The 18,088-nt window shown below is 61.9% G+C and carries 16 protein-coding genes; 8 read left to right on the forward strand and 8 right to left on the reverse strand.

Features of this window, described 5'->3' with window-relative positions; genetic code table 11:
* The first annotated feature begins 59 nt into the window (after positions 1-59).
* The gene (locus DT23_RS08180; protein WP_038130331.1) at positions 60-716 is read left to right on the forward strand and encodes a GntR family transcriptional regulator; all 657 of its coding nucleotides are present in this window, start codon (positions 60-62) and stop codon (positions 714-716) included.
* 136 nt (positions 717-852) lie between these two features.
* Here DT23_RS08180 and DT23_RS08185 read toward each other — a convergent pair whose 3' ends face one another.
* From DT23_RS08185 to DT23_RS08205, 5 genes are read right to left on the reverse strand one after another with little or no spacing between them, the layout of a single operon-like run.
* Positions 853-1,266: a DUF805 domain-containing protein gene (locus tag DT23_RS08185; RefSeq protein ID WP_205618229.1), complete on the reverse strand. Its 414-nt coding sequence runs from the start codon at positions 1,264-1,266 to the stop codon at positions 853-855.
* A gap of 21 nt (positions 1,267-1,287) precedes the next feature.
* On the reverse strand, positions 1,288-1,896 hold the full coding sequence (plsY, locus tag DT23_RS08190) for a glycerol-3-phosphate 1-O-acyltransferase PlsY (RefSeq protein WP_038130333.1): 609 nt from the start codon (positions 1,894-1,896) through the stop codon (positions 1,288-1,290).
* A gap of 30 nt (positions 1,897-1,926) precedes the next feature.
* On the reverse strand, positions 1,927-3,201 hold the full coding sequence (gene pyrC / locus DT23_RS08195) for a dihydroorotase (RefSeq protein WP_038130334.1): 1,275 nt from the start codon (positions 3,199-3,201) through the stop codon (positions 1,927-1,929).
* A 49-nt stretch (positions 3,202-3,250) separates the two neighbouring features.
* Positions 3,251-3,754 (reverse strand): hypothetical protein, encoded by a 504-nt coding sequence (locus tag DT23_RS08200; protein WP_051697140.1) that lies wholly within the window; start codon positions 3,752-3,754, stop codon positions 3,251-3,253.
* Positions 3,747-4,712: an aspartate carbamoyltransferase catalytic subunit gene (locus DT23_RS08205; protein ID WP_038130336.1), complete on the reverse strand. Its 966-nt coding sequence runs from the start codon at positions 4,710-4,712 to the stop codon at positions 3,747-3,749. The genes DT23_RS08200 and DT23_RS08205 overlap by 8 nt, the downstream gene beginning before the upstream one ends.
* A gap of 97 nt (positions 4,713-4,809) precedes the next feature.
* On the opposite strand from DT23_RS08205, the gene DT23_RS08210 reads away from it, so the two are divergent.
* The 3 genes from DT23_RS08210 (at position 4,810) to DT23_RS08220 (ending at position 10,624) form a co-directional block, all read left to right on the forward strand.
* On the forward strand, positions 4,810-5,634 hold the full coding sequence (locus DT23_RS08210; protein ID WP_038130337.1) for a uracil-DNA glycosylase: 825 nt from the start codon (positions 4,810-4,812) through the stop codon (positions 5,632-5,634).
* A gap of 159 nt (positions 5,635-5,793) precedes the next feature.
* Positions 5,794-7,254 carry an efflux RND transporter periplasmic adaptor subunit gene (locus DT23_RS08215; RefSeq protein WP_038130339.1) on the forward strand — a complete coding sequence of 487 codons (1,461 nt, stop codon included), beginning with the start codon at positions 5,794-5,796 and terminating at the stop codon, positions 7,252-7,254.
* Position 7,255: 1 nt separating this feature from the next.
* A complete protein-coding gene (locus DT23_RS08220; RefSeq protein ID WP_038130341.1) occupies positions 7,256-10,624 on the forward strand; it encodes an efflux RND transporter permease subunit in 3,369 nt (1,122 codons plus the stop codon).
* A gap of 18 nt (positions 10,625-10,642) precedes the next feature.
* Here the strand turns inward: DT23_RS08220 and DT23_RS08225 are convergent, their stop codons facing one another.
* A complete protein-coding gene (locus DT23_RS08225; RefSeq protein WP_038130343.1) occupies positions 10,643-11,458 on the reverse strand; it encodes a protein-disulfide reductase DsbD domain-containing protein in 816 nt (271 codons plus the stop codon).
* Between the two features lie 192 nt (positions 11,459-11,650).
* Between DT23_RS08225 and DT23_RS08230 the strand changes: the two genes are divergently transcribed.
* The 3 genes from DT23_RS08230 to DT23_RS08240 all read left to right on the forward strand — a co-directional run bounded on the left by DT23_RS08230 (position 11,651) and on the right by DT23_RS08240 (position 13,799).
* Positions 11,651-12,211: a YqgE/AlgH family protein gene (locus tag DT23_RS08230; protein ID WP_038130344.1), complete on the forward strand. Its 561-nt coding sequence runs from the start codon at positions 11,651-11,653 to the stop codon at positions 12,209-12,211.
* Positions 12,212-12,339: 128 nt separating this feature from the next.
* Positions 12,340-12,684 (forward strand): carboxymuconolactone decarboxylase family protein, encoded by a 345-nt coding sequence (locus DT23_RS08235; RefSeq protein ID WP_038130345.1) that lies wholly within the window; start codon positions 12,340-12,342, stop codon positions 12,682-12,684.
* Between the two features lie 296 nt (positions 12,685-12,980).
* Positions 12,981-13,799: a glycoside hydrolase family 25 protein gene (locus DT23_RS08240; RefSeq protein ID WP_051697141.1), complete on the forward strand. Its 819-nt coding sequence runs from the start codon at positions 12,981-12,983 to the stop codon at positions 13,797-13,799.
* 22 nt (positions 13,800-13,821) lie between these two features.
* Here the strand turns inward: DT23_RS08240 and DT23_RS08245 are convergent, their stop codons facing one another.
* Positions 13,822-14,316 carry a hypothetical protein gene (locus DT23_RS08245; protein ID WP_156023890.1) on the reverse strand — a complete coding sequence of 165 codons (495 nt, stop codon included), beginning with the start codon at positions 14,314-14,316 and terminating at the stop codon, positions 13,822-13,824.
* A gap of 157 nt (positions 14,317-14,473) precedes the next feature.
* Entirely contained in the window at positions 14,474-17,803 is a 3,330-nt protein-coding gene (gene carB / locus DT23_RS08250) for a carbamoyl-phosphate synthase large subunit (RefSeq protein WP_038130349.1), read from the reverse strand.
* Between carB and DT23_RS19860 the strand changes: the two genes are divergently transcribed.
* Positions 17,784-18,088 (forward strand): hypothetical protein (locus DT23_RS19860; RefSeq protein ID WP_205618230.1); only part of this gene is annotated, 305 nt, incomplete at its 3' end. The two genes, carB and DT23_RS19860, sit on opposite strands and share 20 nt — an antisense overlap.

Genomic DNA, 18,088 nt, shown 5'->3' on the forward strand with positions numbered 1-18,088 from the left:
GTGCGTGATTGCACCTTTCGCGATTGACGGCGCGTGTGAATGTGATCACAAATCCTGCCATGACGACGATCTCCACCCGCCCCATTGAAACCGCCGCGCATGATCGGCTGTATCGCTACCTGCGCCAGCAGATCATGGTGGGTGAGTTGTTGCCCGGTCAGGCGCTGACGCTGCGCGGTCTGGCCAAGCAGCATGGCGTGTCGATGACGCCGGTGCGCGAGGCTTTGCGCCGGCTGGTGGCGGAGGGGGCGTTGACGCTGACGGCCTCGGGGCGGGTCAGCACGCCCGAGCTGTCCAACGAGCGTATCGAGGAGCTGGCCGCGCTGCGCGCGTTGATCGAGCCGGAGCTCTCGGCCCGCGCCTTGCCGCGCGCCCATTTCGCGCTGATTGACCGGCTGAGCGCGATCAACACCGCCAATGCCGAGGCGGTCGCGAAACATGATGCGGTGAGCTATATCCGCACCAACCTGGACTTTCACCGCACGTTGTATCTGCGCGCCCAATCGCCCGCGATTCTGGCTGTCGCCGAGACCGTCTGGCTGCAACTGGGGCCGACGATGCGCGCGCTTTACGGCCGGGTGCAGCGCAACGAGCCGCCGCGTCATCACCGCATGATCCTTGCCGCCCTGCGCGCGGGCGATGAGCCTGCGCTGCGACTGGCTGTGCGCGCGGATGTCACCAACGGGTTGCGGCATTTGGCGCAGCGCGGGTGGTGAGCGCCGGGGGTTTTGCACCCCCGGACCCCCGCAGGATATTTGGATCAAGAGGAAGTTGGAAAACGGCCTGTCTTCCTCTTGAGCGAAATATCCCGGGGGAGGCCGCAGGCCGGGGGCAGAGCCCCCGAAAGATGGTTCAGACCTGACGGTGCGGGTCGGGGCCGTAGGCATTGTCACCGGGCTGGGAGCGCTGCACGAAGCAGAACAGCAATATTAATCCGCCGATCAGCGGAATCAGGGACAGCAGCACCCACCAACCCGATTTCCCATTGTCGTGCAACCGGCGCACCGTGACGGCGAGCGCTGGCACCAAAAGTGCAAAAGCTGCGATAATCGAGAGCGGGCCCCCTTGGCTGTTATAGGCCCAAAAGCCGGGGCCGCTTGCGACCTCTCCGGCCCCGAAGAATAGCGTGTCGAGGATATTGGTGGCAATTTGCACGAGCGTGTAGAATAGGGTGAACCACCAGAATTCCGCACGCGGGGCGCGGCCTGCGAAGGTTGCGTATTTCTGTTTTACGCAGGTGCGAACGCTGTCACCGAAACTCATCATACTTGGTCCCTCACTTTGGGTTTAGCCCTTTTTGCCGATTTTGGGCTCAACGCCCGCGGCCAGTCGTGCGATATTACTGCGATGGCGCCAAAAGATCAGCACCGAAAGCCCCGCCGCCAGCATCATCAGGTCGCGATGCCCGAAGGCATAGGCGAGTGGCACCGTCGCCGCCGCCGAGACCAACGCAGACAGCGACGAGATCCGTGTCACCACCGCTGTCAGCAGCCACACCGCACAGGCGGCCAGCCCGACAGGCCAAGCCAGCGCGATCATTGTGCCAAGAAAGGTCGCAACGCCCTTGCCACCGTGAAAGCGCAGCCAGATCGGATATATATGACCGATGAAGGCGGCGGCGCCCGCGACCTGCGCCGCTGTCTCGCCTAAGAAATACCGCGCGATCAGCACCGCAATCGCGCCCTTGCCGCTATCGAGCAGCAGGGTTGCCAGCGCCGCCGGTTTATTCCCGGTGCGCAGCACATTGGTGGCGCCGATATTGCCCGATCCGATTTTGCGCAGATCGCCCATGCCAAGCATGCGCGTGATGACCATACCAAACGGCACAGACCCTAATAAATAGCCTAAAGCGGCCACCAACCCTAGCCAGGTGGCCCCGTTTTCAACTCCTGGCATTGCCTGCCCTCGCCTCTGCTCGCGTTATTTTTATTCTTCGCTGGTATAAACTTGCACGCCCGCGACGAAAGTCGCAAGTGTTTTGCCCTCCATGCGGGCGGTATCAAAAGGTGTATTTTTCGATTTCGAGCGCAATTTGAAGCGATCCAGCACGAAGGGAGCATCCGGATCAAACAGCACGAGGTCTGCGGGCGCGCCCTCGGCCAGCCGTCCTTGGGGCAGGCCAAGGCGGCGCGCCGGGTTCAATGACATCGCGCGAAACAGTTGCGGCAGGGTCAACTGACCCGCGTGATAGAGGCGCATTGCGGCGGGCAGCAGCGTTTCCAGTCCGACCGCGCCCGAGGCGGCTTCCTCAAATGGCAGACGTTTGGATTCTTCATCCGCCGGGGTGTGCAAGGAGCAGATCACGTCGATCACGCCATCGCCCACCGCGCCGATCACGGCCAGCCGGTCGTCTTCGTCACGCAGAGGCGGGGTGAGTTTGAAGAAGGTCCGATACTCGCCCACATCCAGGGCATTCAGCGTCAGGTGATGGATCGACACACCCGCCGTGACATCCAACCCTGCCGCCTTGGCGCGCGCCAGCGCGGGCAGGGCGCGCGCAGTGGTGATCTGGTCGGCGTGATAGGCAAGCCCTGTCATTTCCACGAGCGCGAGGTCGCGTTCCAACCCCATCTGCTCGGCCATCGGCGAGACGCCGGGCAGGCCGCGCAGGCTGGCGAATTTGCCCGATGTTACGACCGTGCCTTTGGACAGGCCGGGGTCTTGGGGATGGCCGATCACCAGCGCGCCGAGGCTGGCAGCATAGCTGAAGGCGCGCTGCAAGACCTTGGTTTGCTCGCAGACATGCGTGCCATCGGTGAAGGCCACAGCGCCCACATCGCGCAGAAAGCCGATCTCGGTCATCTCGCGACCTTCGCGCCCCTTGGTCAGCGCCGCCATATGCAGGATGCGCACGGGGGCGTCAGCGGCGCGCCGGGTGACGAATTCAAGCGTTTCGGGGTTGTCGATGGCCTGCGCCGTGTCAGGGCGCGCGATAATCGTGGTGACCCCGCCCGCCGCCGCCGCCATCGCAGCAGAGCGGAAGCTCTCCATGTGCCGCTCACCGGGTTCACCAATCTTGACGCCCAGATCGACGATACCGGGGGCCAGATATTTCCCGCCACAGTCGATCACCTGCGCGTCGGGCGGGGCGGACATGTCGCCGATCGCGGCGATCTTGCCGTTATCGATGACGATATTTCCGGTGGTTTCGCTTAGCGCCTCGGGGTCGATCAGGCGGGCATTTTGTAAGAACAGGGTCATGCCATGGCCTCCTTGAGGCGGAAGATGTCGATGCGCGCGAGATCGGGGTTCATTCGACGTCGCCCTCGGTCGCGCGCTGGGCAGCGCGTTGGTTTTTCATACGCTCGATCTGCGCGACCACGGGGCCGGCGTCGGCGAGGTGGCGGATCAGATGCTTGCCGCCCGATTTTGTCACCAGTTGCACATCGCCCATCAGCGCGCGCACGGTGGCAAGCTCTAGCAGCATCACCTGACGCCCCTGCGGGCCGATCAGGCGGCGGTCGGTCAGTTGCCAACGCCGCGCGAAGGCTTCAGAGCGAAAATACAGCCCGCGCGCGGCCATCCCGATCACAATGGCAAAGCCCGCAATCGGCACTTGCGCGGGACGGTTGAGCCAAAACAGCGCCGCCGAGACCAGCACCGCCCCCAGCACCGCCAGAATCGCGTGATCGGTCCAGTAGCGTTTGCGGTCGGGCAGGAAGGTTGCGACGACGTGCTCGCCCTCATCCAGCGGCAATTCGCTGTCGGGGCCGGGGCGATAGTTGAGAACCTCGTCGCGTTCGATCTCAGACATAGGTTTCTCCTGCCAGCGCACGTCCGCGATCCTCACGCAGGTTGCGCGCCAGCAGATCCATCACCGCCATACGCACCGCAACGCCCATCTCGACCTGCTCCTGAATAACCGAGCGGTGGATATCATCGGCAATCGTGCCGTCGATTTCCACGCCCCGGTTCATCGGGCCGGGATGCATCACGATGGCGTCTTCCTTGGCGTAGGCGAGCTTTTCCGCATCCAGCCCGTAGCGGTGGAAATATTCGCGCTCGGACGGGATGAAACCGCCATCCATGCGTTCCTTCTGAAGGCGCAGCATCATCACCACATCGGCGTCTTTCAGACCCTCACGCATGTCGTCATAAACCTCGCAGCCGAACTCTGCCACGCCCGAGGGCATCAGGGTGGGCGGCGCGATCAGACGCACGCGGTTTTCCATTTTTCCCAGCAAAAGCAGGTTTGAGCGCGCGACACGCGAATGGGCCACATCGCCGCAAATCGCAACGGTCAGGCGGTGAATGCGCCCCTTTTCGCGCCGGATCGTCAGCGCATCCAGCAGCGCCTGCGTGGGGTGTTCGTGCTTGCCATCCCCGGCATTGATCACCGCGCATTCAACCTTTTGCGCCAGCAGATCGACCGCGCCTGAACTGCCGTGACGCACCACCAGCAAATCGGGATGCATCGCGTTCAGCGTCAGCGCGGTGTCGATCAGCGTCTCGCCCTTTTTCACGGAACTCGTCTGCATCGCCATGTTCATCACATCCGCGCCCAGCCGCTTGCCGGCCAGCTCGAAACTCGCCTGCGTGCGCGTCGAGTTTTCAAAGAACATGTTGATTTGCGTCATGCCCGCCAGCGCGTCAGTCTTTTTCACCGTGCGGCGGTTAAAATCGACATATTGATCGGCCAAGTCGAGAACGGTGCGGATGTCTTCGGGGCTGAGATGTTCAATCCCCAGAAGGTGGCGTGGACGAAAAGCCATGCGATTGCTCCGATTTTCACTGTGCCCGCTTATGGCAAAAGGGCGCGCGCGCGTCCAGCCGCTTTACCGCAGCCCCGCGCGCGCGTAACTTGGCCTGATGGAGACTCACGCCCCGCCCGAACTGGACTATTACGCCGCCCTCGCTGCGCTGGAATGGCAGCTTGAGATGGGCGTGGATACGGCGATTGGCGATGATCCCGTCGATTGTTACGCGTTGCCGGAAAAGCGGGTCGAGGCGAAGCCGGACACCCCCGAGTCCACTGCTGCTGGCGCGAATCTACCCCCTGTGGCCGAAATCGCGCAAGCTGTCGGCCCCGATCCGTTGGCACATGCGCGCGATCTTGCGGGCAAGGCGGAGTCGATTGAGGCATTGCGCGCCGCGCTTGACGACTATGATTTGTGCGATCTCAAAAAGGGCGCGCGCAACACGGTGTTTGCCGATGGCGCTCCGCGTGCGCGGGTCATGATTGTAGGCGAGGCACCGGGGCGCGAGGAAGACCAAAAGGGGCGGCCGTTTGTCGGTCAGGCAGGGCAGTTGCTGGATCGGATGTTTGCGGCCATCGGCTTGTCGCGTGACGCGCCCGATGCGTTGGCGGGGCTTTATATCACCAATGTCTTGCCGTGGCGGCCACCGGGCAATCGCGACCCTCATCCAGATGAAATCGCACAGATGTTGCCGTTTCTGACCCGTCATGTCGATCTGGCCGATCCCGATCTGGTGGTGCTGATGGGCAATGGCGCCTGCATGGCAGGTTTGGGCAAACGCGGGGTCACCCGGCTGCGTGGCACATGGGCCGAGGCGTTCGGGCGTCCCGTTCTGCCAATGCTCCACCCGGCGTATCTACTGCGCAACCCGGCTGCCAAGCGCGAGGCCTGGGCCGATCTGCTTTCGATCCGTGCGCGGCTGGATCAGCAAGGCTAAAGCGCGATAAACGGTCGCAGTTTCGTGAAAAAGTGACGGAAATGACGCCTTGATGCGTATAGAAAGTCATTCCCTCGCCCTTGTTTGGCAGGATAACATGACCTCGCGCGATTGTGGGCGTTTGTGAAACGCCCCACCTAGGATGACACTGGAGACGATATGCGGTTCCTGACCCGTTCCCTGATGGGGCTGTTTTTGCTGGCGCTGACGCTTGGCCTTTTGGCGATCGGCGGGTTTTCGATTTATAGCGCGATCGAGGCCCGCAAAGCGGGCGCAGGGCGCGCCCCGACGGCGCGTGAACGCGTCTTTGCGGCCAATGTGATGGCGGTGGAATTTACCACGTTGTCGCCCACACTGACGGCTTATGGCGAGGTGAACTCGACGCGTGAGCTGGAATTGCGCGCCGCAAGCGGAGGCACAATTGTCGAACTGGCTGCCAATTTCGAAGATGGCGCATCGGTCGAGAAGGGGGAGCTTTTGGTCAAGCTCGATCCCGCAGAGGCACAGGCAGCGCGCGACAGTGCTGTGGCCTCGGTCTCTGAGGCAGAGGCTGCTTTGGCACAATCTGAGCGCGCGCTGGCGATTTCGCGTGATGACGTGATCGCCGCGCAGCGTCAGGCCGAATTGCGCGTTCAGGCGCTGGCCCGCCAGCAATCGCTTTCGGATCGTGGCGTGGGTGCGACGGCCACGCTGGAAACCTCGGAACTGGCCGCATCGGCCGCCGATCAGGCGGTGCTCAATCGCCGTTCGGCCCTGTCCTTGGCGCAGGCGCAACTTGACAGCGCGCGCACCGGGTTGACGCGTGCCAAAATCACCCTCACCGAGGCCGAGCGCAAGCTGCGCGACACCGAAATTCGCGCCGAGTTCAGCGGTCGTCTGGCAGATGTGAATGCCGTTCGGGGCGGGCTGGTGTCGAGCAATGAAATGCTGGGCATGCTGATTGATCCAAGCGCTTTGGAAGTGGCGTTTCGCGTCTCGACCGGGCAATTCTCGCGCCTGACTGACGCGCAGGGCAATCTGCGCGATTTGCCGGTTACGGTCTCGCTTGACTCAGCAGGGGGCGCGATTGAGGCGCAAGGAACGCTCTCGCGCGTGTCTGCCGCTGTCGAGGCCGGGGTGACGGGTCGGTTGCTGTTTGCCACGATTGCTCAGGGCGCGCAGGTGCTGCGCCCCGGTGATTTCGTGACGGTGCGCCTCGCAGAACCTGCTTTGAACAACGTGGCCGAGATTCCGTCATCGGCAGTGGATGCGCAAAATACCGTACTGGTGCTGGGCGTTGAGGACCGTCTGCAAGAGGCCCCCGTCACCGTGCTGCGCCGTCAGGGCGATGATGTGATTATTCGCGCCGATTTCAAAACCGGGACCGAGATCGTGGCCGAGCGCACGCCGCTTTTGGGGCGCGGGATCAAGCTACGTCCGTTGCGTCCGGGGCAGGTCGGCGCGCCCGAACCTGCCGATACCGTCACTCTTGATGCCGAGCGCCGCGCCAAGCTGGTCGCCTTCGTGCAGGCCAACACGGCGATGCCCGACAATGCCAAAAAACGGTTTCTGGCCGAGTTAAACCAAGACGAAGTGCCGGTGGCCACCGTTGAAAAACTAGAATCGCGGATCGGGGGATAAGATGGCCGATCCAAACAAAACCAAAGGCTTGCCGGAATCGCGCGGCCTGATCGGTCTGTTCACGCGCCATGCCACGCTGGCCAATATCGTGCTGGTGGTCATGCTCTGCGCCGGGATCGTGGCTGTGCCGCGGATGCGCGCGCAGTTCTTTCCCGACTCGGTCGAAGAATCGATCACGGTTTCGGTGCAATGGGAAGGCGCGGGGGCCGAAGAGGTGGACCGCGCGATTGTGCAGGTGCTCGAACCCTCGCTGATCGCGGTCGAGGGGGTGGAAAGTTCGGAAAGTCGCGCCTCGGAAGGATCGGCGCGCATTTCGCTGGAATTTGAACCTGACTGGGATATGTCGCGCGCGGTGAATGACGTCGAAAACGCGCTGGCGACGGCGGGCGATTTGCCCGAGGGGTCTGAAGATCCCGAAGTTTCACGCGGTGTCTGGCGCGACACGGTGACCGATCTGGTGATCACCGGGCCACTCTCGCCCGAACAGCTTGGGCGTTTGGGCGATGAAACCGTGGTGCGGCTCTATCAGCAGGGCGTGACGCGCACCGCGCTGGCGGGAATTGCCGCGCCTGAAACGGTGGTCGAAGTGCCCACCGTGTCGATGATGGCCCATGACGTGACGCTAAGCCAGATCATCAGCGTGATTTCGGCCGAGGCCGCCACCGATCCCGCAGGCGATGTCGCAAGCGGCGCCGCGCGTGTCACCACTGGCACCGAGCGGCGTTCCGCGCCCGAAATTGCAGCGCTGGTGATCCGCACCGAGGATGATGGTTCGCAACTGACCGTGGGCGATGTCGCCAAGATCCGCGTCGATGGCGGAGATCGCAACCGCGCCTATTTCGTCGGTGATCATCCGGCAGTGGTGATCAACATCGCGCGCTCGGCTGCGGGGGATGCGATTGCGATCCAGAAACAGGTCGAAAGTGTCATCGACACGATGCAGCCCACGCTGCCTGCGGGCACGTCAATGGACCTCGTGCGCACGCGCTCGGACAAGATCACGCAGCGTCTGGATTTGTTGCTAGGCAACGGGATTTTGGGCCTTGGTCTGGTGCTGGCGCTGCTGTTCCTGTTCCTCAATGCGCGCACCGCGTTTTGGGTCGCGATGGGGATTCCGACCTCGATGGCGGCGGCTTTGGCGGTGATGTATTTTTCCGGCATGACGCTGAACATGATCTCGATCTTTGCGCTGATTTTGACGCTGGGGATCGTGGTCGATGACGCGATCGTGGTGGGCGAGCATGCCGATTTCCGCGCGCGCCATTTGGGAGAGGCACCAGTGATCGCGGCCGAACACGGTGCGCGGCGCATGGCGGCCCCGGTCTTTGCCTCGACGCTGACCACGGTGATTGCCTTTGCCGGTCTGACCGTGATCGGCGGGCGCATGGGCAATATGATTGTCGATATTCCCTACACGGTGATCGCGGTGCTGCTGGCCTCGCTGATTGAATGTTTCCTGATCCTGCCCAATCACATGAGCCACGCTTTGGCCCATAGCGCGGATCAGAAATGGTATGACTGGCCCTCGCGCAAGGTGAATGCCGGGCTGGACTGGTTCCGTGCCCGCGCGATGAAGCCGTTCACCCGCGCGGTGGTCAAGCTGCGCTATCCGGTGATTGCAGCGGCGATTGCGCTGTTGGCGTGGCAGGTGTCGTTCGTGATGGGGGGCAAGGTGCAATGGCGGTTCTTTAACCCGCCCGAGCAAAGCACGGTGAACGGTGCGTTCTCGATGGTTGAGGGCGCGACACGTGCGGACACGACCGAGATGATGCGCACGATGCAGGTCACGATTGATCGCGTCGCCAAGGAGTTTGAGGACGAATACGGCGTCAATCCGGTGGAATATGCCATCGCGCAGATCGGGGGCGCATCGGGGCGCTCTCTCGCATCAGCCGACACCAAAGACACGGATCTGCTGGGCTCGATCTCGATTGAGGTGATCGACCCCGATTACCGGCCCTATTCCAGCTTTGATTTCGTCGCGCGGCTGCAACAGGAAATGCCGCGCCTGCCGTTGGTCGAAGAGATTAGCTTCCGCCGCTTCCGTTCGGGCGGGGCCGATGACGGGATCGCGGTACAATTTTCGGGCGCGCAAACGCGCGACCTCAAGGATGCCGCCGAAGATTTCAAAACCGCACTGGCGCAGTTCCCCGAGGTCTCGGCGGTCGAGGATAACCTTGCCTACGACAAACAGGAACTCACGCTGGATCTGACGCCGCAGGGCGAGGCGCTGGGCTTTGACATCGCCTCTTTGGGTAGTGAGCTGCGCGCGCGCCTCAATGGCACCGAGGCGGCGAGTTTTCCTGACGGGGTGCGCTCGGCCACGATCCGGGTGGAACTGCCCCCCGAGGAACTGGCCGCCGATTTCATCGACCGGATGCAGTTGCGCACGCCTGCGGGGCAATGGGTGCCGCTGGCCGATATCGTCTCGGTGCGCTCGCAAACCGGGTTTTCCACGATCCGGCGCGAGGACGGGGTGCGTCAGGTGGCTGTCACCGGCGATATCTCCGAGGACGATCCCGCGCGCGCCAATGAAATCAGCCGACAGATCGAAGACGTGATCCTGCCGCGCATTTCCGAGGAACGCGGCGTGGCTTGGGTGTTGTCGGGACAGGCCCAGCAAGAGCGCGATTTCATGTCGGATGCGCTGGTCGGGCTGACGATGTGTCTGATCGGGATTTACATCGTGCTGGCGTGGATTTTCGCCAGTTGGACGCGGCCCGTCGTTGTGATGTCGGTCATTCCCTTTGGCGCGGTGGGCGCGATCTGGGGGCACTATATCTGGCAACTTCCGATGTCGATGTTTGCCGTTGTTGGCGGGATCGGGATGATCGGGATCATCATTAACGATGCTATCGTGCTGATCTCGACCGTCGATGAATACGCTGAGAAACGTGGCATTATTCCTGCCATCGTGGATGCGGTATCAGACCGTCTGCGCCCGGTTTTACTGACCACATTAACCACCGTTCTAGGGCTTGCACCGCTGTTGTATGAACAATCGAGTTCGGCGCTATTCCTGAAATCTACCGTGGTCACGCTGGTTTACGGGCTTGGTTTCGGGATGGTGATCGTATTGGTCGTGGTGCCTGCGATGCTGGCCATCCAGCTTGATTTCGGGCGTCAGATTACGGCGGTGCGCCATGGGACGCGGGTCTTGCGGCTGCGCGGCGTTCTGGCAGGCGTTGCGGCGCTGCTGGTGGTCGGGTTCGTGATCACGCTGGGGCGCGCGATGCTGGACGGGGGCGCGTTGATGCCCGCTTTCGGGGGCTTTGCGCTGATCTCTGCAATGATCGTGGTCGGGGCGGGAATTATCGCGCCGCGCTTGCTGCGCGGGCATATTCGCCACGTTGCGCCCCCCGAAGCCTAAGGCTCGGGCGAGCCGCGTTTATTCGGTGCAGCCGTCAAACTGCACCGCGCCGCGATCTGACAGCACGGTGATGCGCAGATCGCTGAGATCAAGGTCGAACGGTTTGGCCTCGGGCGGCACGAAATCCGCCGTCGCGACCAGCGTATCGCCTTCGCGGCGGCTGGTGCTTTCGGACACCCAAACCGGGGTCGAGCGCAGTTCAAACAAGGTCGCCTCGGGGCCGATAGCCGCGGGCAGATCAAAGCGTGCGGTCAGTTTGACACCATCGCGCACGGGCGTCGTTTTACACGTTGCATGCAGTGAAATCGTCTTGGGTTCGGCCTGCAATGCGGCCTTGATCTGCGGATCGGGGCGACCGTCGCCCGCGATATGGGCGTGGAGATGCAACGACACAGGCACACAAATCTGATCGCAAATCCCGATCGCTGCATGGGCGCTTAGATCGACGGGCTTGGCGGGGTCTTTGGGCGTAATCTCAATCGGCAAAAGAAGATCGCCCTGATAGCCAATCGTGCGCATTCCCGCGGACTGAAACACCTCTGGCGCAGGCCAGTGCAGCGTGATGTTCGCGACGTTTTCAGAGCCTTTGAAATCAATCTGGGGCGGGATGCCCGCATCGCCCGGCGCGCGCCAATAGGTTTTCCAATCCGGCTTAAGATCAATCGACAGCCCCGCCATGCGGCTGCCATCGGCGCGCATCCAGCCTTGCAGGAGTTGCGCGCCCTCCACTCCCGGCGGTGGTGGCGGTGCGGGATGCTCAACGCTTTGCTGTGCCGCGACCAAATGCGGACACACGGCGAGGGTGAGGGCGAGAACGGACAAAAGTTTGATCATCTGCCTTGGTTAGCCTCACAAAGCGCGCGACCAAAGTCACAAACGCGACAGAAGGCTGCAACAATTGCGCGCATTGCCGTTTTTCGCGCCGTCGCAGAAACGCGGCAGTCGTGACATGTCTTCGGCCTTGAACCTGCGGCCCAGTCGGACCACCTTAGAAAGACGCGCATCCCGCGCGAGAGGGGTTTGGCGATGGATTTGACCGGAAAACTGCTGATTGCGATGCCGGGAATGGGCGATCCACGCTTTGAGCACGCGGTCGTCGCCGTCTGCGCCCATTCGCCCGAGGGCGCGATGGGGCTGATCGTGAACAAACCTTTGCCCAAGCCGGACCTGCCGGAACTGTTGCAAAATCTCGGCATTACCCCACCCAATTCCGATCACGCGATTCACGCGCCAATCCTGTTTGGCGGTCCCGTTGAGACCGGGCGCGGCTTTGTGCTGCATTCGCCCGATTGGGGGGCCGAGGAGGGGCAAATGCGGATTTCCGACCGGTTGCGCATGACGGGCACGCGCGATATCTTGGAAGATATTGCCGCCGGGCGTGGCCCTGATCGCGCGCTGATGGCGCTGGGCTATGCGGGCTGGGGGCCAGGCCAGCTTGAGGCCGAGATCCTAGAAAATGGCTGGCTGACAAGCGAGGGCGATGCCGATCTTGCGCTTGATGACGATTACACCACGAAATGGACCCGCGCATTGGCCGCGATGGGGGTCGATCCGCGCACGCTGTCGGCGGCTGCCGGACACGCCTGATGGGCGGCTGCGCGGCCGCTATGCGATTGCGGCATAGCGGGGCTGCAGAGGAATCTTGATGCAAGTCAACGCTATGCTAACCGTGACATGCGACACCGACCACAAGCGAAACGAAAAGGATTTTTGACATGAGCTACAAAGCCAAGATCGACGAAATGCGCAACGAGCTGCGCGTGATGGGCAAATCTATTCCCGACACGATGAGCGGCTTTGCGACGCTTTCCAAAGCGGTCAAGGATAACGGCCCGCTGGATACCAAAACCAAGGAATTCATCGCGCTGGGTATGGCGGTCGTGCTGCGCTGCGAGCCTTGCATCATGTTCCACACCGAGGCGCTGATGAAAGCGGGTGCCACGCGTGAGGAACTGGGTGATGTGCTGGCGATGGCGATCCAGATGGGTGGCGGACCGGGCGTCATGTATGCCGGTCACGCGATGGCATGCTGGGACGAGCTGGCGGCTGCCAAGGGCTGAACCTCCCCTAATCCGACATAGTGTCCGGCCCGCGTCGAAAGGCGCGGGCCGTTTCGCTTGGACGATAGGCATCACCAAGCATGGTCCGCTGCGATGAAATCGCCTGCACCTGCCGCATGTATCGCAATGCGGATGGGATGATCACGGCGGCGGGCTTTGGCCGCGCGCAATGGGCCTGGCGCTTTGTAGTATAGCCAGCGCATTACCGCTGAATCCCTAAAAAGGCCCGACTGCCCCCGTGACAGCCGGGCCTACTCATGAAATCGTGATCGCAGTGCGGTATCAGGGAGCGGCGTATGGACCTTTCAAGACGGATTTTCCTCTCGGGGGCGGCGTTGACGCTTGCCGGATGTGGGAGCAAGCCTAAATCGGCCCGGCTGATGGAGCCGAAGATGCTGAACGCGATGCAGTTTCGCGCCGATGGTATTCCCGCGCGCTTCGGCGATACCGCGCCGCATGGTTGGTCGGGCATGTCCCCGATCAATCAGCCGATCCACGGCATTGACGCGGCGCGCTATCAGGGTGTGATCGACTGGCGGCGTGCGCGTGCGGCCGGGGTGTCGTTTGCATGGCTCAAGGCCTCGGAAGGGGGGGATCATATCGACCCCGGTTTTCATCAAAATGCCCGCGCGGCACGGGCCGCTGGGGTGCCGGTAGGGGGCTATCACTTTTTCTATTTCTGCCGCCCCGCTGTCGAGCAGGCGCGTTGGTTCATCAAACAAGTCAAGCGCCACTCGGGCGACCTGCCGCCGGTGCTGGATATCGAGTGGAACCACACCTCGCCTAGCTGCCAACGCCGCCCTGACGCCGCCAAAGTGCGCGACGAGATGCGGGTGTTCCTGCGCACGCTTGAGGCGCATTACGGGACGAAACCGGTGATCTACACGACGATTGATTTCTGGGAAGATAACGGCCTCGATCAGTTCCGAGGCTATGATTTCTGGCTGCGCTCGGTCGCGGGGCATCCGTCCTCACGCTACGCTGATGCGCGCTGGACGTTCTGGCAATATAGCGGCACTGGCGTGGTTCCCGGCGTGCCCGGCACGGTAGACATGAACGCGTTTCACGGCTCGGACGCGGCGTGGCAAAACTGGCTGGCGATGCGGAGGCAGTGAGTGTGGGGCGCAAATAGCACGGTCAGGCGATGCTATCGCGCAATTTTTTTAGGCAAGCGACGAGGCGAGCTCGATCTGAAGTTTCAAGATGACGAAATGCCCAACCATCGTGCTCAATCTGTTCGATGATATTGACGCAGGCTTCGATTTTTTCCGGTATCCCGCTGAGTTCGATAATCCATCCGGTCGGGCCAAAATGCTCGAACTGATTTCGCAACTCTATCAGATTCATGACATGCCATGTTTGAGCGTCATTCACTTGCAGTAGTGGGAATTCACGGTCGCGGGAAAAGCCAATCTTGTCGGGATGCTTCCGATCTTGAACTCCGTAAACCGCACGCTCGAACAATTTTCCGAGCGGCGCTAGCTCTTTCTCTTTTGCGGGCGGGCCAGACTTCCCGTTGAGATAAGTGTTCCATGCCTTCCCCGCGTCGACGCGCAGGGCACCGGTATTCATCGTTCCTGACAAATAGCAAACCAAGGCTCCCTGCAGGGCTGACTGCAGCGCAATCAGCAACCACTTAACCGACGCCGGATTTTCTTCGAGTCTCTCTTTGCAAAGCAAAACGTGTTCTAACGAGTGCAAAACATCATGCTGTTCGTCTGTCTCAAAGAACTCTGGAATGTCGTTTATGTCTTGGTCCCCTTGGCTGTTTGTAGGGCTAAGCGCGCGCTCACTGCAAGCTGCGCACGTTCACATCGCCCTCTTTACGGCTCTTGATCGCCGACACCGCAGCAATGCTTGCCGCCGCCGTGGTGAAATAGGGGATCTTGTCATAAAGCGCGACGGCGCGGATGTCGCGGCTGTCGGAAATCGCCTGCGAGCCGTCGGTGGTATTGAATACAAGCGCGATTTCGTCGTTTTTCAGACGGTCCACGATATTGGGGCGGCCCTCATAGACCTTGAGCACCGATTGCGCCTCGACACCATGCGTGGCCAGCCATTTCGCGGTGCCGCTGGTCGCCACGATTTCAAAGCCCATCGTGATCAGATCGCGCGCGGCATCGGCCAGTTCTTCGTATTTGTCGCTATCCTTGATCGAGAAGAACACGCGGCCCGCATCGGGCAGAACCGTGCCCGCGCCAAGCTGCGCTTTCCAGAAGGCGCGCGGGAAGTCGCGATCCCAGCCCATGACTTCGCCGGTCGAGCGCATTTCCGGCCCCAGCAGCGTATCGACACCGGGGAAGCGCGCGAACGGCATCACCGCCTCTTTGACCGAGAACCACGGCGTGATCGGATCGGCCAGCGTCAGCGGGTCGGCGAAGGGCAGCGGCGTGTCGGGGCCAACACCTGCGGGGTAGGGCGCGCGCGCCGGGAAAGCCGCCATCTTTTCGCCCGCCATCAGACGCGCGGCGATCGAGGCAATCGCGCTATCGGTCGCCTTGGCCACAAAGGGCACGGTGCGCGAGGCGCGCGGGTTGACCTCAAGAACGTAAATCACGCCATCCTTGATCGCGAATTGCACGTTCATCAGGCCGACCACATTCAGCCCCAAGGCCATCTTTTCGGTCTGCACCTTCAGCTCGGCCACGGTCGCGGCATCAAGCGAATAGGGCGGCAGCGAGCAGGCCGAGTCGCCCGAGTGCACGCCTGCCTCTTCGATGTGCTGCATAATGCCCGCGACATGCACGGTTTCCCCGTCGCACAGCGCGTCGACATCGACCTCAATCGCGCCCGACAGATAGCTGTCAAGCAGCACAGGACTGTCGCCCGACACGACCACGGCGTTGGTGATATAGCGCTTGAGCTGGTCCAGATCGCGCACGATTTCCATCGCGCGCCCGCCCAGAACATAGGACGGGCGGATCACCAGCGGATAGCCGACGCGGCCTGCAATTTCAAAGGCTTCGGCGTCGGAGTGGGCGATCCCGTTCACCGGCTGCTTGAGATCAAGATCGTTGAGCAGCTTCTGGAAGCGCTCGCGGTCTTCGGCCAGATCAATCGCGTCGGGCGTGGTGCCCAAAATCGGGATTCCCTCGGCCTCCAAGGCGTTAGCGAGCTTGAGCGGCGTCTGCCCGCCGAACTGCACGATCACGCCATGCAGCGTGCCGTTGTCCTGCTCGACGCGCAGGATTTCCAGGACGTGTTCGAGCGTGAGCGGTTCGAAATACAGCCGGTCCGAGGTGTCGTAATCGGTGCTGACCGTCTCGGGGTTGCAGTTGATCATGATCGTTTCATAGCCCGCATCCGTCAGCGCGAAACAAGCGTGACAGCAGCAGTAATCGAACTCGATCCCCTGGCCGATCCGGTTCGGGCCACCGCCCAGAATAACGACCTTTTTGCGATCACTCGGGCGGGCCTCGCATTCCACATCGCCCATCGCGGGGGCCTCGTAGGTGGAATACATGTAAGGCGTTTGCGCCTCGAACTCGGCGGCGCAGGTGTCGATGCGTTTGAACGCGGCCTGTACCCCCAGATTGCGACGCGCGCGGCGCACCTGTGCCTCGTCGCGCCCCGTCAACGTCGCCAGACGGGCATCGCCAAAGCCCATCATTTTAAGCGCGCGCAGCCCCTTGGCGTCCAGCGGCAAGCCCTGTTTGCGAACCTCGGCCTCGGCATCGACAATCTCGCGGATGCGGGCAAGGAACCACGGGTCATAGGCGGTCGCGTGCTGGATTTCGTCGTCGCTGAGGCCGTGGCGCATTGCCTGTGCAATCAGCCGGATGCGGTCCGGCGTCTGCGCCGAAATCGCCTTGATCACAGCCGCCTTTTCGGGCGCGCCGGGGATGTCGATCTCGTCAAAGCCGCTGAGGCCCGTTTCCATCGAGCACAGCGCCTTTTGCATCGACTCGTGGAAGGTCCGGCCAACCGCCATCACCTCGCCCACCGATTTCATCGCGGTGGTGAGTTCGGCTTTCGAGCCTGCGAATTTCTCAAACGCAAAGCGTGGGATTTTCGTGACGACATAGTCAATCGTTGGCTCAAAGCTGGCGGGCGTGACGCCGGTGATGTCGTTGTCCAACTCATCCAGCGTGTAGCCGACCGCCAGTTTCGCCGCGATCTTGGCAATCGGGAAACCGGTCGCTTTCGACGCCAGCGCGGAGGAGCGCGACACCCGCGGGTTCATCTCGATCACGACCATGCGGCCATCTTCGGGGTTGATCGCCCATTGCACGTTCGAGCCGCCGGTTTCGACGCCGATCTCGCGCAGCACGGCAATCGAGCCGTTGCGCATTATCTGATATTCTTTGTCCGTCAGCGTCAGGGCCGGGGCGACAGTGATCGAATCGCCGGTATGCACGCCCATCGGATCGACGTTCTCAATCGCACAGACGATGATCGCATTATCGGCACGGTCGCGCACGACCTCCATCTCGAACTCTTTCCAGCCCAAGAGCGATTCATCGACCAGAATTTGTGCCATCGGCGAGGCATCCAGCCCCGAGCGGCAGATCGCCTCGTAATCGTCGCGGTTATAGGCCACGCCGCCGCCGGTGCCGCCAAGGGTAAAGGCGGGGCGGATGATCGCGGGCAGGCCGATATGTTCAAGAGCGTTCATCGCCTCGGCAACGCCTGCATTGATATCGTAACGACCGTTATCCAGTTTCGGGGCGGCGATGATCGTGGCCTTGGGGTTCTCGATCCCGATCCGGTCCATCGCCTCGCGAAACAGCTTGCGATCCTCGGCCATTTCAATGGCACCGCGGTTCGCCCCGATCAGCTCGACCCCGAATTTTTCCAGCACGCCCATATCTGCCAGCGCCAACGAGGTGTTCAGCCCCGTTTGCCCGCCCATCGTGGGCAACAGCGCGTCGGGGCGCTCATCCTCGATGATTTTGGCAACGATTTCAGGGGTGATCGGTTCGATATAGGTCGCATCGGCAAGGCCCGGATCGGTCATGATCGTGGCCGGGTTAGAGTTCACCAGGATCACCCGGTAGCCCTCTTCGCGCAGCGCCTTACACGCCTGAGCGCCGGAATAGTCAAACTCGCAAGCCTGCCCGATCACAATAGGCCCGGCACCGATGATGAGGATGGACTTGATGTCGGTTCTCTTCGGCATGGGATTCCCCTTTGATGATTCGGCGCAGGCTAACGCGCGCGCCCCAAGTAGAGGGACGCGCAAATTGGTGCGGGTTATATTCGGCTATAGCCTGCGCGCAAGCCCAGAAAGCCCCCTGATCGTGCCATATTCACACCATATTCGCCCTACAGTCTTGTCGCTACGGGGCACTCCGGCCAGTTGCAAACAGGCTGCAAATATTTGCAGGCACGGCGCTTTGGGTGTGGGCAAGAGCAGATCGAGGATAAAAACGGACATGGAACAGGTGGAAGTCATTGGCGGGGA

It is taken from the genome of Thioclava indica (assembly GCF_000714545.1).
GTDB classification, from domain to species: domain Bacteria; phylum Pseudomonadota; class Alphaproteobacteria; order Rhodobacterales; family Rhodobacteraceae; genus Thioclava; species Thioclava indica.

Coding starts and splice junctions, on each gene's coding strand:
- DT23_RS08180 (WP_038130331.1), top strand. CDS start 60: ATGACGACGATCTCCACCCGCCCCATTGAAACCGCCGCGCATGATCGG.
- DT23_RS08185 (WP_205618229.1), bottom strand. CDS start 1,266: ATGATGAGTTTCGGTGACAGCGTTCGCACCTGCGTAAAACAGAAATAC.
- plsY (WP_038130333.1), bottom strand. CDS start 1,896: ATGCCAGGAGTTGAAAACGGGGCCACCTGGCTAGGGTTGGTGGCCGCT.
- pyrC (WP_038130334.1), bottom strand. CDS start 3,201: ATGACCCTGTTCTTACAAAATGCCCGCCTGATCGACCCCGAGGCGCTA.
- DT23_RS08200 (WP_051697140.1), bottom strand. CDS start 3,754: ATGTCTGAGATCGAACGCGACGAGGTTCTCAACTATCGCCCCGGCCCC.
- DT23_RS08205 (WP_038130336.1), bottom strand. CDS start 4,712: ATGGCTTTTCGTCCACGCCACCTTCTGGGGATTGAACATCTCAGCCCC.
- DT23_RS08210 (WP_038130337.1), top strand. CDS start 4,810: ATGGAGACTCACGCCCCGCCCGAACTGGACTATTACGCCGCCCTCGCT.
- DT23_RS08215 (WP_038130339.1), top strand. CDS start 5,794: ATGCGGTTCCTGACCCGTTCCCTGATGGGGCTGTTTTTGCTGGCGCTG.
- DT23_RS08220 (WP_038130341.1), top strand. CDS start 7,256: ATGGCCGATCCAAACAAAACCAAAGGCTTGCCGGAATCGCGCGGCCTG.
- DT23_RS08225 (WP_038130343.1), bottom strand. CDS start 11,458: ATGATCAAACTTTTGTCCGTTCTCGCCCTCACCCTCGCCGTGTGTCCG.
- DT23_RS08230 (WP_038130344.1), top strand. CDS start 11,651: ATGGATTTGACCGGAAAACTGCTGATTGCGATGCCGGGAATGGGCGAT.
- DT23_RS08235 (WP_038130345.1), top strand. CDS start 12,340: ATGAGCTACAAAGCCAAGATCGACGAAATGCGCAACGAGCTGCGCGTG.
- DT23_RS08240 (WP_051697141.1), top strand. CDS start 12,981: ATGGACCTTTCAAGACGGATTTTCCTCTCGGGGGCGGCGTTGACGCTT.
- carB (WP_038130349.1), bottom strand. CDS start 17,803: ATGCCGAAGAGAACCGACATCAAGTCCATCCTCATCATCGGTGCCGGG.